This is a genomic window from Mycobacterium sp. MAC_080597_8934, assembly GCF_000523975.1.
GTDB classification, from domain to species: Bacteria; Actinomycetota; Actinomycetes; order Mycobacteriales; family Mycobacteriaceae; genus Mycobacterium; species Mycobacterium avium.
In genome coordinates this window covers 1-14,521 of record NZ_JAOS01000057.1, presented here as the reverse complement: position 1 = coordinate 14,521, position 14,521 = coordinate 1, and the positions used below count along the sequence as shown (strand labels likewise).

11 protein-coding genes and 3 pseudogenes are annotated in these 14,521 nt (G+C 65.6%); 11 read left to right on the top strand and 3 right to left on the bottom strand.

What is annotated here, in order from left to right:
• Positions 1-118 precede the first annotated feature (118 nt).
• Positions 119-1,351 carry an IS256-like element IS1245 family transposase gene (locus NF20_RS25210; RefSeq protein WP_033717572.1) on the top strand — a complete coding sequence of 411 codons (1,233 nt, stop codon included), beginning with the start codon at positions 119-121 and terminating at the stop codon, positions 1,349-1,351.
• 63 nt (positions 1,352-1,414) lie between these two features.
• Here NF20_RS25210 and NF20_RS25205 read toward each other — a convergent pair.
• From NF20_RS25205 to NF20_RS25195, 3 genes and pseudogenes are all read right to left on the bottom strand, one after another.
• Positions 1,415-2,098, bottom strand: a pseudogene (locus NF20_RS25205) (FAD-dependent monooxygenase); the annotation flags it as partial.
• A gap of 66 nt (positions 2,099-2,164) precedes the next feature.
• A complete protein-coding gene (locus NF20_RS25200; protein WP_011724344.1) occupies positions 2,165-3,106 on the bottom strand; it encodes a fumarylacetoacetate hydrolase family protein in 942 nt (313 codons plus the stop codon).
• The gene (locus NF20_RS25195) at positions 3,103-4,233 is read right to left on the bottom strand and encodes a VOC family protein (protein ID WP_033710473.1); all 1,131 of its coding nucleotides are present in this window, start codon (positions 4,231-4,233) and stop codon (positions 3,103-3,105) included. Before NF20_RS25195 ends, NF20_RS25200 begins: the two co-directional genes overlap by 4 nt.
• 125 nt (positions 4,234-4,358) lie before the next feature.
• Between NF20_RS25195 and NF20_RS25190 the strand changes: the two genes are divergently transcribed.
• The 10 genes and pseudogenes from NF20_RS25190 to NF20_RS25145 all read left to right on the top strand — a co-directional run.
• A complete protein-coding gene (locus NF20_RS25190) occupies positions 4,359-5,027 on the top strand; it encodes a TetR/AcrR family transcriptional regulator (protein ID WP_011724342.1) in 669 nt (222 codons plus the stop codon).
• A gap of 159 nt (positions 5,028-5,186) precedes the next feature.
• Positions 5,187-5,603, top strand: a complete 417-nt coding sequence (locus NF20_RS25185) for an EVE domain-containing protein (protein WP_011724341.1) — start codon at positions 5,187-5,189, stop codon at positions 5,601-5,603.
• A gap of 163 nt (positions 5,604-5,766) precedes the next feature.
• On the top strand, positions 5,767-6,771 hold the full coding sequence (locus tag NF20_RS25180; protein ID WP_023898327.1) for an alpha/beta hydrolase: 1,005 nt from the start codon (positions 5,767-5,769) through the stop codon (positions 6,769-6,771).
• A gap of 1 nt (position 6,772) precedes the next feature.
• Positions 6,773-7,621 (top strand): SDR family NAD(P)-dependent oxidoreductase, encoded by an 849-nt coding sequence (locus tag NF20_RS25175; RefSeq protein WP_011724338.1) that lies wholly within the window; start codon positions 6,773-6,775, stop codon positions 7,619-7,621.
• A gap of 24 nt (positions 7,622-7,645) precedes the next feature.
• The gene (locus NF20_RS25170) at positions 7,646-8,566 is read left to right on the top strand and encodes a hypothetical protein (protein WP_003878365.1); all 921 of its coding nucleotides are present in this window, start codon (positions 7,646-7,648) and stop codon (positions 8,564-8,566) included.
• Positions 8,563-10,065, top strand: coding sequence for a flavin-containing monooxygenase (locus tag NF20_RS25165; RefSeq protein ID WP_003878366.1), 1,503 nt, complete (start codon positions 8,563-8,565; stop codon positions 10,063-10,065). Before NF20_RS25170 ends, NF20_RS25165 begins: the two co-directional genes overlap by 4 nt.
• Before the next feature lie 14 nt (positions 10,066-10,079).
• The gene (locus NF20_RS25160) at positions 10,080-11,006 is read left to right on the top strand and encodes a MerR family transcriptional regulator (RefSeq protein WP_019732316.1); all 927 of its coding nucleotides are present in this window, start codon (positions 10,080-10,082) and stop codon (positions 11,004-11,006) included.
• A 375-nt stretch (positions 11,007-11,381) separates the two neighbouring features.
• Positions 11,382-12,395 (top strand): annotated as a pseudogene (locus NF20_RS25155) (IS256-like element IS1245 family transposase); the annotation flags it as partial.
• A gap of 113 nt (positions 12,396-12,508) precedes the next feature.
• Positions 12,509-13,558: a tyrosine-type recombinase/integrase gene (locus NF20_RS25150; RefSeq protein ID WP_007172498.1), complete on the top strand. Its 1,050-nt coding sequence runs from the start codon at positions 12,509-12,511 to the stop codon at positions 13,556-13,558.
• Positions 13,555-14,521, top strand: a pseudogene (locus NF20_RS25145) (integrase); the annotation flags it as partial. The gene NF20_RS25150 and the pseudogene NF20_RS25145, both read left to right, overlap by 4 nt.

Genomic DNA, 14,521 nt, shown 5'->3' with positions numbered 1-14,521 from the left:
GGAGCGTCCCGGGGAGTGGTGTAAGTGATGGCGGCGTGTCGGTCCCTGACGTAAGAGGGCCATCGCGTGAGTCTCTGTGGTGAAACGACCAAGAATCACTACCGAGAGGAACATCGCGATGGCCCTGGACCAGTCTGCCTTGCTGGAGGTGCTCGACGCACTGCGCACCGCCGATGCCGGTGAGCGGATCACTCAAGCCGCCGAAACGATCTACCAAGCCTTGATCGACGCGGAGTTGACCGCGTTCATCGGGGCTTCTCCCCATGAGCGCACCGAGACCCGCTCCAATCAGCGCAACGGCTCGCGTCCGCGCACGCTGTCCACGGTCGCAGGGGACCTGGAACTGCGGATTCCCAAGCTGCGCACCGGGTCATTTTTCCCGGCGTTGTTGGAGCGGCGTCGCCGGGTCGATCAGTGCTTGTTCGCGGTGGTGATGGAGGCCTACCTGCACGGCACCTCCACCCGCAAGGTCGACGATCTGGTCAAGGCACTGGGTACCGATACCGGGATCTCCAAAAGCGAGGTCAGCCGGATCTGCAAAGACCTCGACACCGAGGTCGCGGCCTTCCGGGACCGGCCGTTGGGTGATCAGCGCTTTCCGTATGTCTTCCTCGACGCCACCTACTGCAAGGCCCGGGTGAATCATCGGGTGGTGTCGCAGGCGGTGGTCATCGCCACCGGGGTGGCCGCTGACGGGCGCCGCGAGGTACTGGGCTTTGAGGTCGGAGACTCCGAGGACGGGGCGTTCTGGACCGCGTTTTTGCGGTCGTTGAAATCCCGCGGTCTGGCCGGAGTCCAACTGGTCATCTCCGATGCCCATGCCGGACTGCGCAGTGCCATTGACGCCGTGCTGATCGGGGCCGCCTGGCAGCGGTGTCGAGTGCACTTCCTGCGCAACGTGCTCGCCCAAGTGCCCAAGGGCTCCGCAGAGATGGTCGCCGCCGCGATCCGCACCGTCTTCGCCCAGCCAGACGCCGAGCACGTGCGCGAACAACTCGACACCATCGCCGGCATGCTCGGCCGCCAGTTCCCCAAGGTCGAAACCATGTTGCGCGAGGCCGCCGCCGACATCACCGCCTTCGCCGACTTCCCGGTGGCCCACTGGAAAAAGATCTGGTCAACCAACCCACTGGAGCGATTGAACAAGGAAATCAAACGCCGCACCGACGTCGTCGGCGTGTGCCCCAACCCCGCCGCGCTGTTACGGCTGGCCGGCTCGGTACTCGTTGAGGCCCACGACGAATGGCAGGTCGCCGACAAGCGCTACCTCTCCGAGACCAGCCTCGCTCTGCTCGACGTCAGTGACCAAAGTGCCGAAACCATTGCCCCCACAGCCGCTCTCACGGCATAGTGGCTACCACAGAGCCACACGCGGACACGCGACCGCTCTTACACCACTCCACGGGACGTGACCGTACGTCGCGGCTCGCACCGGACTGCATACCTGATACACGCCGTCCCACTGATTGAGATCGACGTCGGTAGCCACGTCGACGACCAGCCAGCGTTGCTCAAAGTGCAGATCGTCCATCGCGGCCCCGATCGCCGACCGCACCACACTGTTCGCGCCATCGCAGCCCAGAACGTAATCCGCATCGACGACGTGTCCCTCGCCGGTGGCGCGATCGGCGAACGTCACTCGCACGCGCCCCACCTCTGTTTGGGTCACATCGGTGACTTCCGAATTGCCTCTCATAACGGCGCCGGGAAAGTTCTTTAGATTCCTGCGCAGCAGCGCCTCGAACTCCGGCTGATCAAACATGTTGGCTTGCGGGAATCCATGGACACTTTCGGCTGGATCGCGGTTGAACTGAGCGAGCACTCCGAACTCGGGATCGAGAAGTCGCAGGCCCAACGCCGGGCGCGAGATCGCAGCGAATTCATCGTTGATACCTAGCCGAGCCAGGATGCGACGAACCTCGTCGTCGAGATGGACAGCACGGGGTTGCGGATAGACATCGTCCCAGCGCTCCAGGACAAGGCAACGAATGCCATGCTGAGCCAACAACGTCGCGGCGGTGATCCCGGTCGGGCCGGCACCCACGATGACAACCGGCACGGATTCTTCCGCATGCTTGTACGCGGGTGAATCCGTCATTTCCGCTCCTTGCTTGCGGTTTGGTGCATATCGATCAGCAGTAGTCCAAAGATGTGGCGCCGGTGCTCATTTCGCAAATCTCACCACATTGCGCTGTGTGCCGAGGTCGATGGCGCCATCATCGGTTGCAATGGCGGTTTCGACGACATCGCCGTCGCGCAGGTACTTCGGGTTTTTGGCTTGGGCGTTGAAGAACGCTTTCCATTTCACCGCGGGCGGCAGCAGCGACGCGATGATCTGCACGGGCTTGGGCGGGGCGCTGAGCGCGGTGCCGACCGGGGTGCCGGTCAAGACCAGATCGCCCGGGTCGAGGCGCTGGAACCGCGCCAACGCCTGCAATGCCTGCACCGGTGGGTAGATCATGTCGCCGTCGACGCGCATGTCCTGGCGAACCTGACCGTTGACTCGCAGCTGAAGCCGCAGGTCGCCGAAGCGCTTCAGCTCGTCAGCGTCGAGCAGCACCAGTGCGGGACCGACCGGGGTGAACGTCGGGTACGACTTCGATTCGTAGAACTGAGTTTTCGGAAGCTGGATATCACGCGCCGACACATCGTTGGTCACCACCGCACCTGCGGTGTAATCCGCCAGGTTCGCCTCGCTGACGGCTGCGCCGACGGGCAGCTCGCGGCCGATGACCAGACCGATCTCGACCTCGTAGTCCAGGAAACGAACGTGGTCGGGCTTGACGATGTCGTCGAACGGTCCAGTGATCGAACCAGATGCCTTGCGGAAGAACGTCAGTGGGATGGTGTTGGGATCCATGCCCGCGTCTTTGACGTGCGACGCGAAATTGGTCATCTGGGCCACCACCCGACACGGCGCCGTCACCGGAGACAAAAGGTTCAGGCCTTCGACGGGCACAGCGTCGGAACTGGAGGCGGCGGCGTCGATGGCGGCACGGTCGGCCAGCAGCTCCCGCGTAGTGGTGGCGTCGGTGTTGACCTTGACGGCGCCAGTCGCGGTTTGGACCCACCAGGCGTCGGCGGTGCGCAGGATCGAGATGGTCATGAGTTGGCTACTTTCATCAGGCCGATAAGACGGTGGATATCGAATTCGTTGCGGTGGCGAAGCGCACTGATCATCGAGCACGCCTCGTGCGGAAGGGCTTTGGGATTGGTGCCGAGGAAGTTCTTGCTCGCGGGAGGCCCCCACTGCGCCAGGCCGGAGGCGGTGAACGGCGCCCAGCCCGGCTCCAGCGTGCAATCGAACATGTCGCCGTCGCTGAAGTGCTCCACCAAGAAGCCGTCCGGGTCGCGCCAGTAGTCGAAGATCTGGCTGCCCTGGATGTGGCGCCCGATCCCCCAGGATCGTTGGTAGCCATGGTCTTTCAAATACTCACCGCCGGCGGCTAGGGCGTCGAGGTCGCAGACCTGGTACGCCGAGTGCACATAGCGGTTGCTCGGCCCCAGCGCCATCGCGAGAGTGTGATGGTCGGCGGGAGTCTGGCCACGGTCACAGCGGATGAAACTCATCGTCGGCCCGCGGTCGCGCTGACCGGGGAAGAACAGGAAGTCGCTGACGATCAATCCCAGGTGATCTAAATACCAGTCCAGCGCTTGCAGATACGTCGTCGTCTGCATTACCACGTGTCCGAGCCGTTGCACACGCGCGGGCTCGCGGGGCGGGCGCTGCGTGGCGTTGGCGCGCCGCAGCTCGTGTCCGAAGTTGAAGGTGTGCGGCGTCTGTGCCGGAAGAGCCTCGAGTTGGTGGGCGCCGGCAACGACACGGACGGGGATACCGCTCGGGTCGACGAGATCGACTGTGGTGCCGCCGATGGTCGCGGGCAACGCCTGGATCGGGGCACCGGTGGCCTTGCCCAGCCGCCGCAGATCGGCTTCATCGGCCGCTTGGAACGCCACGCCGGCGAACCGTGACCGCGGGCCGCGGCGGATCAGCACGCAGGGCGTGCCCGCGTCGGTACCACGCAGCTGCAGCTCATCGTCGCTGCGCAACACGGTCGTGAAGCCGAACGCGTGGGCGAACGCTTCGGCGCGAACCAGGTCCGGCTTCTGGAACTCCAGCCACGCAAGGTCGTCGACCTTGATCACCGGATTGCGTGAGCGTCCCGGGTGTTCGCCCTTGCGGGCTCCCCGTTCGCTGTGCAGGCCATTGTGGGCGCCGACCGTGCTGGTCATCTGCAACTCCTCCATTGACTGACGAAATCGTCACATACGATGCTATCCTCAGTCAAGGACTATTTGACGAAATCCTCAAAAGTGACCGAGTCGGCTACGATGGAGCAGACGGGAAGGAGACCGACGTGGCAGCAGATCTGGCCGATGGCGTTACGCCGAATCGTTTAGAGCGTCGCAAGCAGCGCACGCGCACCGCGTTGATCCGGGCGGCACAGGCATTCATCGCCTCGGGCAAGCTCAACGCGCCGATCCTGGAGATCACCCAGGCAGCCGACGTCGGCATGGGGTCGTTTTACAACCACTTCGAGAGCAAGGAAGAACTGTTCGAGGCGGCCGTCGCCGAGGTGCTCGACGCCCACGGCGCACTCCTCGACCAGCTCGTCGCGGACCTGGACGACCCGGCCGAGAAGTTTGCGTGCAGCTTTCGGCTCACCGGCCGGTTCTTTCGGCGCCGCCCAGAAGAGAGCAAGGTGCTGCTGGCGAACGGACTGTCACTGATGTCCTCCGATCGCGGCCTGGCACCCCGCGCGTTGCGCGACATCAAGGATGCCATTGAGGCGGGCCGATTCCGCGTCGACGACCCACGCCTGGCGTTGGCCGTCGCCGGCGGTGCACTGATGGGTCTTGGCCAACTGCTGCACGACGAACCTTCGCGGGACGACGAGCTCGCCACCGATCAGGTGACCGCCAGTGTGCTGCGATTGTTCGGGCTTCGCGCAAACGAGGCCGACAAAATCTGCCGACGGCCCCTCCCCGAGATCGATGGCCTGACGCGGCCCGACTCAGCCGCGTGAGGTCGGAACCCTTCGGCTTGACCGTGCGCCCGTGCGGGCGCACAGCAAGCAATTACGACTCGGGTCCGTGCTTTCCCCCGCGACGTAATCGCCGATTGTTATCCACAGCCCGACGAGCAAGCACCAAGATGTGTCTGTCGCTCCGCTTAGCATGCGGTCATGACGAACTGGATCAATACCGTCAGCCGTGACCATGTCGAAGCGGGGGTCCGCGGCCGCTTCACCCAGGCCAACCACGGCAAGCCGCACATGCTTCGCAAAATGGCCCGAGGTGACTGGATTGTCTTCTACTCACCCAAGACCGTCTATCCCGACGGCGAGCCACTACAGGCCTTCACCGCTATTGGACAAGTTGCCGACGACGAGCCATATCGAGCGGAGATGACGCCTGACTTTCAGCCGTGGCGCCGCAAAGTCGACTTCCTCGACTGCACGCAGACACCGATCCGACCGCTGATCGACCAACTCGACTTCATCGAAGATAAGGCTCGGTGGGGCTACAAGTTTCGGTTCGGAGTGTTCAAGATCGATGATCACGACCTGGAGGTGATCCGCTCGGCGATGACCGACTCATGAGTTATCCATTAGTCGTACCGATCATGGCGTTGATATCGCGACTGGCGTCGTCGAGGTGATCGGCGTCGTACTCCAGACGCCCAGCCCACCAAGCACCACGCGTACGGCGCAGATCCAAAAGCTGCCATTGACCAATGTCACCATTTGGTGTTGACTGCATTGCATGACGGGCGGTGTTCCGGCTCGCGGGTCATTGCGGTCCCGCGGCGCGGCAGCGGTAAGTACGTACACCCTTCGGCCGATCACCAGCGTGATCCCGCCCGAGCGGGCATGGGGGCTGTGGCTGTCGCGCCAGATCGTCGCCCGGATCATGGGAACGTTCGGCCCCTCGTTGTCCGGCACCCGCGTCCAATCGGTGGACACCAGGCTGCCCGACGGCCGCCGGGTCAAGGGTGAATGGGTCTTCGGCCCGCGCACCCCGACGAGCGAGCACTCGCGCCCGTCCAGCATCGCCGAAGCGATCTACTACATACACGGCAGCGGCTACGCGGTGTGTTCGCCAAAGACGCACCGCCGCTTGACATCCTGGCTGTCGTCGCTGACCGGCCTGCCGGTGTTCTGCGTGGACTACCGACTGGCCCCGCGTCATCGCTTCCCCACCGCCGCCGACGACGTGCGCGCCGGCTGGGACTGGCTGATCAACACCTGCGGTGTGCCGCCCGAACAGATGGTGATCGCCGGTGACTCGGCCGGCGGTCACCTGTCGGTCGACCTACTGCTGCAACCGGGGGTCGAACACCCCGCCGCCATGGTGTTGTTCTCCCCCCTCTATGACCTGACGTTCGAGCTGGCCAAGGCGCGAGAACGGATTCGCCCCGATCCGGCCACCCGGGCGGCCAACGCGATCCGGCTGGTGGGCCTCTACCACAGCGGCGTCGACCTCACCCATGAGCGGCTGACGCTCGACGTCGCCCGCGGTCCCGTGCTTCCGCCCACACTGATCCAGGCCGGCGGAGCCGAAATGCTGCAAGCGGACGCCCACCAACTCGCCGCCGACATCCGCACCGCCGGCGGCAGATGCGAACTACAGATCTGGCCGCACCAGGTGCACGTCTTTCAGGCGTTGCCGCGCATGACGCCCGAAGCCGCCAAGGCCATGGCCTATGTCGCGCGGTTCATCACCCACGCCCTGCAGGATGCCCGTGCCCTCACCCAGGAGGTGCACTGACATGTTGGACCGGCTGCTGCACCGATCGAAGACCAGCCGCGGCGCCCTGGCGGTGGTGACCGGCGCGGGAAGCGGCATCGGTGCGGCCTTCGCCCTCGAACTGGGCAAGCGCGGCGGCACCGTCGTGTGCAGCGATATCGACCAAGCCGCGGCCCAGCGGACGGCCGACGCGATCACCGAACACGGCGCGAAAGCCCTCGCAACCCGTTGTGATGTCTCGCAATTCGGGGTCGTGCAGGCGCTGGCCGAGCAGTCGCAGTCCTGGTTCGGCGCCCCACCCACACTGGTGATCAACAACGCCGGTGTCGGCGCCGGCGGCGCGGCCATCGGTGATGCGCCACTGGACGATTGGCAGTGGACGCTGGGAATCAACCTGTGGGGTCCCATTCACGGCTGTCATGTGTTCACCCCGATCCTGCGCGACGCCGCGCCGTCGGCCGCGCCGCGGGGCATCATCAACGTGGCCTCGGCCGCGGCGTTCGGCGCGGCCCCCGGCATGGCGGCCTACAACGTCAGCAAGGCGGGCGTGCTGTCACTGTCCGAGACCCTGGCCGCCGAGCTGTCCGGCACGCCGGTGCGGGTCACCGTGCTGTGCCCGACGTTCGTCAAGACGACCATCCTCGAATCCGGGCGAATCAGCGAGGAATCCGGCGAACTGGCCGCAAAACTGATGCGCTGGACCGGGTTCTCCGCGGACAAAGTCGCCCGCATCTGCTTGGACGCGCACGACCGCGGCGACCTGTACTGCATGCCGCAGCTCGACGCACAAATCGGCTGGCACATCAAACGCCTTGCCCCGCAGGCCTATACGCGAGCAGCCGGCCTGGTGTCCCGAATCAACCTGCCCTGATCACCCGACGGAAAGGAGCCTCCGGTGGCCATCGACATGGAAGCCATGCTCGCCAAGATCAAGGATCGACAGTGGGCGCTCGCCGACATCGATTGGACCGCGCCCGGCGCCGACATGATCAGTGACGAACAGCGGCCACAGCTCAAGGCGTTCATGGCCGACCTGTGCTGGATCGAGAACATCGGCGCCAGGGGATTCGCGGCACTGGCGAAGAAGGCGCCCACCCCGACCATCGCCGAGATCTACCGCTACTTTCACGCCGAGGAGCAGCGGCACGCCAACGCCGAACTGGCGCTGATGAAACGCTGGGGCATGCTCACCGACGGTGAGATTCCCGAGCCGAACGTGAACATCCGGCTGGCGATCGACTGGTTGGACCGCTGGGCCGACGACATGCCGCTGTCGCTGCTGGGCACCGTCATCCCGATGCTCGAGGTGGCACTGGACGGCGCCCTGTTGAAATTTCTCCTCGACGAGGTGCACGACCCCATCTGCCATCAGGTCTTCGAGAAGATCAACAATGACGAATCCCGCCATCTCGTCGTCGATTTCGAAGTCCTCGACATGATCGGGCACGCCAAGGTCCGGCGGTTGCTGATCGACTTCGTCGGTCACCATGCCACCCCGGGCCTCATCATCGGTGCGATCACCGGCGCACCGCTGATCAACCGGATCCGCAACGAGATCACCGCCATGGGCATGGAGCCGGAGCGGCTCTACCGGGCGGTGAAACGATTCAAAGAGCTTGGCGATCGCGGCGAACGCACCACTCGGGTGCCGACCTATCGTTTCCTGAGGCGCTACGCCGGAGTGGTCACCAACCCACGCCACCCCTACCACCTGCTGGCGAATTCGATGGTGTGGCTTTCCGACCGGTATCCGCGGCTGCTACTTCCGCGGGTGCCATCCTGGGTGGAAGAACTCACCCACGAGCCGGCGGCGTGAGCATGGCACGCGATCACGCCCACGCGGCGCTCATCATCGGAGCCGGCTTCACCGGTCTGGGTGCGGCGATCCGACTGGCCGAGGCCGGAGTCGACGACATCGTGATACTGGAGCGCGCCGACCGGGTCGGCGGAACCTGGCGTGACACGACGTATCCCGGTGCCAGCTGCGACGTTCCCTCGCTGCTGTATTCCTACTCGTTCGTCAAGAACCCGACCTGGTCGCGAACCTACTCGCCGGCCCCCGAGATCTATCGCCACCTCGAGGACATGGCGGACCGGTTCGACATTCGCCGGCGCATCAGGTTCGGCCACGAGGTCAGCGGTTTGGCCTTCGACGAGGACGCCGGCGTGTGGACCGCCACCACCAAGAACCGCAAGAAGTTCCGCGCCCGCACCGTGGTGCTGGCGTCGGGTCCCCTGTCCGACGTCAGCTTCCCCGACATCCGTGGGCTGGACAGCTACCGCGGGCACAAGATCCACAGCGCGCGCTGGGACCACGACTACGACTTCGCGGGCAAGCGGGTCGCGGTCATCGGGACCGGCGCCAGCGCCATCCAGATCATCCCCGAACTGGTCAAGCAGGCCGGGTTCGTCAAGGTGTTTCAGCGCACCCCGTGCTGGGTGCTGCCGCGGCTGGATGTCGCCACCCCACCGGCTGTCCAGGCGTTGTTCGCGAAAGTCCCTGCCGCACAGGAACTTGCCCGCCAGGCGCTGTACTGGGGCCACGAAGCCAGCGCCACCGCGCTGGTGTGGGACACGCCGTTGACGTCGCTGGTCGCCCGGCTCGGAAAGGCGCATCTGCGCGCTCAGGTGAAGGATCCGTGGCTGCGCCGTCAGCTGACGCCGGACTTCCGGCCCGGCTGCAAGCGCATGCTGGTCTCGAGCGACTACTACCCGGCGCTGCAACGCGACAACTGCAAGCTCATCGACTGGCCGATCGCCACGTTGAGCCCGGCCGGCATTCGCACCAGTGACGGCATCGAGCACCACCTCGACTGCATCGTGTTCGCCACCGGCTACGACGTGCACCTGACCGGTCCGCCGTTTCCGGTCACCGGGCTGGGGGGCCGATCGCTGGCCGCCGAATGGGCCGGTGGCGCACAGGCTTACAAGAGCATCAACGTGCACGGCTACCCGAACCTGTTCGTGATGACCGGCCCCAACTCCGGGCCGGGGCACAACTCGCTGCTGGTCTACATCGAGGGCCAGCTGGACTACGCGGTCCGCGGCATCACCACCATTCTCAACGACGACCTGCGCTACCTCGATGTGCGCGAAGAGGTTCAACGCCGCCACAACGAGGCCATTCAACGCCGGCTCACCAAGACGACCTGGATGTCGGGGTGCCGAAGTTGGTACCTCACCAAGGACGGATTCAACGGGTCGATGTATCCCGGCTTCGCCACGCAGTATCTTCGCCAGATGAGCGATTTCCGGTACCAGGACTATCAGGCCGTGGCGCGGCGTGCCCGCACACCCGCCGCCTCCTCCGCCTGAGCCGGCGCACCGACATGGCAACCGAGCGCGCACCCTACCGTTCTTCCAGGCCGGAGCCGGGCACCATCGCCAGCGTGCTGCACAACGTGCGGCGGGCACCCAAGCGCGTCCGGCGCCAGTCGCGGGAATATCGCCAACTCATCGAGGGCGCGGTGTCGCAGCTTTTCGACGCGGCGGTCCGTCACCCGCACGGCGACCCCAACTCCGGTGAGTACCGGATCGAGGACCTGGCCCGGCTGGCCGGCACCACCACCCGCAACATTCGCGTCTACCGTGATCGCGGGCTGCTGCCGCCGCCCCTGCGCGTCGGCCGGATCGCGCTGTTCAACGACACCCACCTGACCCGGCTGCGGCTGATCACATCGATGCTCGACCGCGGCTACACCATCGCCCACGTCCGGGAAATGCTCAGCGCCTGGGAGCAAGGCAAGAACCTCGGCGACGTGCTGGGCCTGGAAACCGCCATCGTGGGCACCTGGACCACCGAGAAACCGGAGACCATGTCGCTGGCCGAGGCGCAGCGACTCGTCGGCGACCCCCGCGCGTTCGAGCGCCTGGTGGCGCTTCAGGTGATCCGCGTCGACGGGACCCGGGCCACCCTGACCCGCCCGAAGCTGATCGAGGCGTTCAACGAAATACGCGGCTACGGCGTCGAGTTCGACAAGCTCATCGACCTGCACGAGCAGATCGTCCCCGAGATCGACAAGATCAGCGACATGCTGGTGCGCGCGGGCGCCGAACACGTGCTCGATCGGATCAAGCCCGGCGAACCATTGCCGGCCGACGCCGAGATCGCCGAGCTGATCACCATGCTGGTGCGGTTCCGCACCCAAGCGGTCGCGACGGTCACCGCGACGCTCGCGTCGTCGATCGAAGCCAATATCGAGTCGTTGGTCAGCCGGATTCTGGCCGACTATCTCGAATCCAGCTCGTCGGCCTGAATACGGCTTCGCGCGCACCTCGGGTCGTGCGCGCGCAATCTAGACGTGGGTCAGCACTAAAAAGGAGTGCTGACCACAGTGCAGGTTAACCACGTGTAGGTGCCCGTGCAGGCTGCGGCCGTGGGGTAAGTGAGGGCCAGCATTACGGCAAGAATGATTTTGGACTTACGGCCAGACACAAATACTCCATCCCGTTGAAGGTGGCACAGATGCTAAACGCGGCGCTGTCAGAAAACCGGAGAATGATGGATTTTCGGGGAGCGTCCCGGGGAGTGGTGTAAGTGATGGCGGCGTGTCGGTCCCTGACGTAAGAGGGCCATCGCGTGAGTCTCTGTGGTGAAACGACCAAGAATCACTACCGAGAGGAACATCGCGATGGCCCTGGACCAGTCTGCCTTGCTGGAGGTGCTCGACGCACTGCGCACCGCCGATGCCGGTGAGCGGATCACTCAAGCCGCCGAAACGATCTACCAAGCCTTGATCGACGCGGAGTTGACCGCGTTCATCGGGGCTTCTCCCCATGAGCGCACCGAGACCCGCTCCAATCAGCGCAACGGCTCGCGTCCGCGCACGCTGTCCACGGTCGCAGGGGACCTGGAACTGCGGATTCCCAAGCTGCGCACCGGGTCATTTTTCCCGGCGTTGTTGGAGCGGCGTCGCCGGGTCGATCAGTGCTTGTTCGCGGTGGTGATGGAGGCCTACCTGCACGGCACCTCCACCCGCAAGGTCGACGATCTGGTCAAGGCACTGGGTACCGATACCGGGATCTCCAAAAGCGAGGTCAGCCGGATCTGCAAAGACCTCGACACCGAGGTCGCGGCCTTCCGGGACCGGCCGTTGGGTGATCAGCGCTTTCCGTATGTCTTCCTCGACGCCACCTACTGCAAGGCCCGGGTGAATCATCGGGTGGTGTCGCAGGCGGTGGTCATCGCCACCGGGGTGGCCGCTGACGGGCGCCGCGAGGTACTGGGCTTTGAGGTCGGAGACTCCGAGGACGGGGCGTTCTGGACCGCGTTTTTGCGGTCGTTGAAATCCCGCGGTCTGGCCGGAGTCCAACTGGTCATCTCCGATGCCCATGCCGGACTGCGCAGTGCCATTGACGCCGTGCTGATCGGGGCCGCCTGGCAGCGGTGTCGAGTGCACTTCCTGCGCAACGTGCTCGCCCAAGTGCCCAAGGGCTCCGCAGAGATGGTCGCCGCCGCGATCCGCACCGTCTTCGCCCAGCCAGACGCCGAGCACGTGCGCGAACAACTCGACACCATCGCCGGCATGCTCGGCCGCCAGTTCCCCAAGGTCGAAACCATGTTGCGCGAGGCCGCCGCCGACATCACCGCCTTCGCCGACTTCCCGGTGGCCCACTGGAAAAAGATCTGGTCAACCAACCCACTATCCGTTAACCGGCTCTCCGGGGACACGGTTCGGGCTGCAGCGTGAGGTTCACGCACAAGCGCTGAGCACGGATGGATGCTGTCTGCATCTCGGTGGGGGAAGGCGGAGCGGCGATGCGGGTACTCAAGAGCGACAGCGGATATGTCCTGGAGGGCGACTGGGACGGGCAGGACGCGGTGAACGCGTTTCTCAACCATTTGGCGGGACGGGGGTTCAGCGCGGCCACGGTGCGGGCCTACGCATTCGACGTCGCCAATTTGAGCCGGTTCCTCGTCCAGCAAGCGGTCGGGCTCGCCGCGGTCGATGCGCCGTTGGTGTTCGACTGGATCGACTGGCAAGGCGTCCGCCGAACGGACCAGCCCACCGGCGGTCACCGCTCGTCGACCCCGCCGGCAGCTTCGACGGTGAACCGCCGGGTCGCGGCAGTGCGCGCGTTATTCGAGTATCTGGTGATGACCGGTGTCTGCACCGACAATCCGGTGCCGTCGCCGCGGCGGGGACAGGGGCTGCGCCAGTCGCAGCGGGGGTTGCTCGGTCATCTGGGTCCCGGGCGTGCACGCAGTGGCGGTAGGTTGGTGCGTCAGCCGCAGCGTCTTCCGGAATCGTTGTCCACCAACGATGTCGACGCGTTCCTGGCGACACTGGCAACGCACCGGGACCGGGCGATGGTGCTGGTGATGCTACTCGGAGGGCTGCGTTCGGCCGAGGCGCGTGGCCTGCTGCTCGCCGACGTCGATATGGGCCGGCGCCGGCTTCGGGTGATCGGCAAGGGCGGCAAGGAACGTCATGTCCCGGTCGATGCGGCGTTCTTCACCGAGCTCGCCGCCTACCTGCGATGGGAGCGGCCGCCGGGGTTGGCGACGCCGCAGTGCTTCGTAGTGCTGCGCGGCCCGACGACCGGTGCACCGGTCAGCGAGGCCGGGCTGCGCAGCCTGTTCCGTCGGCACCGGGAGACCTCTGGCGCCACAAGAGTCCGCCCGCACCGTTTACGGCATACCTACGGCACCGAATTGTCGGCGGCCGGAATCGATCTGCTGGCGTTGCGGGCGTTGATGGGGCATGTCTCGCCGGAGACCACGGCCCGCTACGTGCATTTGTCGATCGAGCAGCTCGCCGCCGAATACGGTGCTGCTCGTGCGACGTTGGCCGGAGCCCGGCAGTGACCACGGTGTTGGTCGGCCAACCCGTAGGCGCCGACGAGGTGGTGGCGGATTATCTCGACCACGTCGCCACCCTGGGTTTGAGCGGGCGGGCGGTACGCGACCGGATTCGGATCGCTCGCGACTTCACCGCACGCCACCGCGACCTGCACGCCTGGATGACGCTGCCGGCAGCCGAGCGGATCGCCGAGATACGGGACACCGGGGCGTGGCCGCTGATCTGTCACACGATCGGCACCGGCCGGTTACGGCTGGACGTCGAGCTGGCCGCGGTCAAACAGTTGACCGGGCTGGGCCGCGCAGTGGAGGACCGGGATCCGAGCGGATTCGCCGCGTTGCGGAATGCGGGAATTCGGTTGGGCTGGAGGAGTTCCTGGGTCGAGACGGTCCTCGGCGAATGTCTGGCGGTAGTGCTGGCACACCACGGCGGAATGGTCGCCGACCTGACCGGCGACGCGCTCGACGACTTCGACGCCGCGCTGTCACGTACCGTGGTGCCGCCATCGTCGCGGCGGGCATACAGGGGGCGGCTGGCCAGCCTGCGGCAGCTGTTGTTCGAGACCGCGGTCATCGACACCGCGCCGAAACGCCGGCGGTGGGCCCGTAGCCTCGAGCAGCGCTTCACCGAGGTGGAGATGCCCGACCCGATCCGTCAGACGTTGCTGCGCTACATCGGCGTGCGCGCGGCGGTGCTGCGGCCCAAATCGGTCGAGTCGCTGATCAACGACCTGCTGCCTTCGCCGAATACCTCACCGCTCACCATCCCGACGTCATCAGCCTGCGTGAACTCGACCGGAGCTGCATCGAGGGCTACCTGAAATGGAATCGCACCCGGGGCTGGCGTGGTCAGCGCGCCGCCGCGGGCGCCGGGCGCACCGTCTCGGCCGCGGTGGCCCAGTCGGCAGTGCTCAGTCTGCGCAACCTGCTCGACGACATCACCGCCTGGGGCTGGGCGCAGGCCCCACG

Bases quoted from the DNA above. Each gene is read 5' to 3' on its own strand.
- NF20_RS25180 (WP_023898327.1), top strand. From the start codon at position 5,767: ATGACGGGCGGTGTTCCGGCTCGCGGGTCATTGCGGTCCCGCGGCGCG.
- NF20_RS25150 (WP_007172498.1), top strand. From the start codon at position 12,509: ATGCGGGTACTCAAGAGCGACAGCGGATATGTCCTGGAGGGCGACTGG.
- NF20_RS25210 (WP_033717572.1), top strand. From the start codon at position 119: ATGGCCCTGGACCAGTCTGCCTTGCTGGAGGTGCTCGACGCACTGCGC.
- NF20_RS25200 (WP_011724344.1), bottom strand. From the start codon at position 3,106: ATGACCATCTCGATCCTGCGCACCGCCGACGCCTGGTGGGTCCAAACC.
- NF20_RS25175 (WP_011724338.1), top strand. From the start codon at position 6,773: ATGTTGGACCGGCTGCTGCACCGATCGAAGACCAGCCGCGGCGCCCTG.
- NF20_RS25195 (WP_033710473.1), bottom strand. From the start codon at position 4,233: ATGACCAGCACGGTCGGCGCCCACAATGGCCTGCACAGCGAACGGGGA.
- NF20_RS25160 (WP_019732316.1), top strand. From the start codon at position 10,080: ATGGCAACCGAGCGCGCACCCTACCGTTCTTCCAGGCCGGAGCCGGGC.
- NF20_RS25185 (WP_011724341.1), top strand. From the start codon at position 5,187: ATGACGAACTGGATCAATACCGTCAGCCGTGACCATGTCGAAGCGGGG.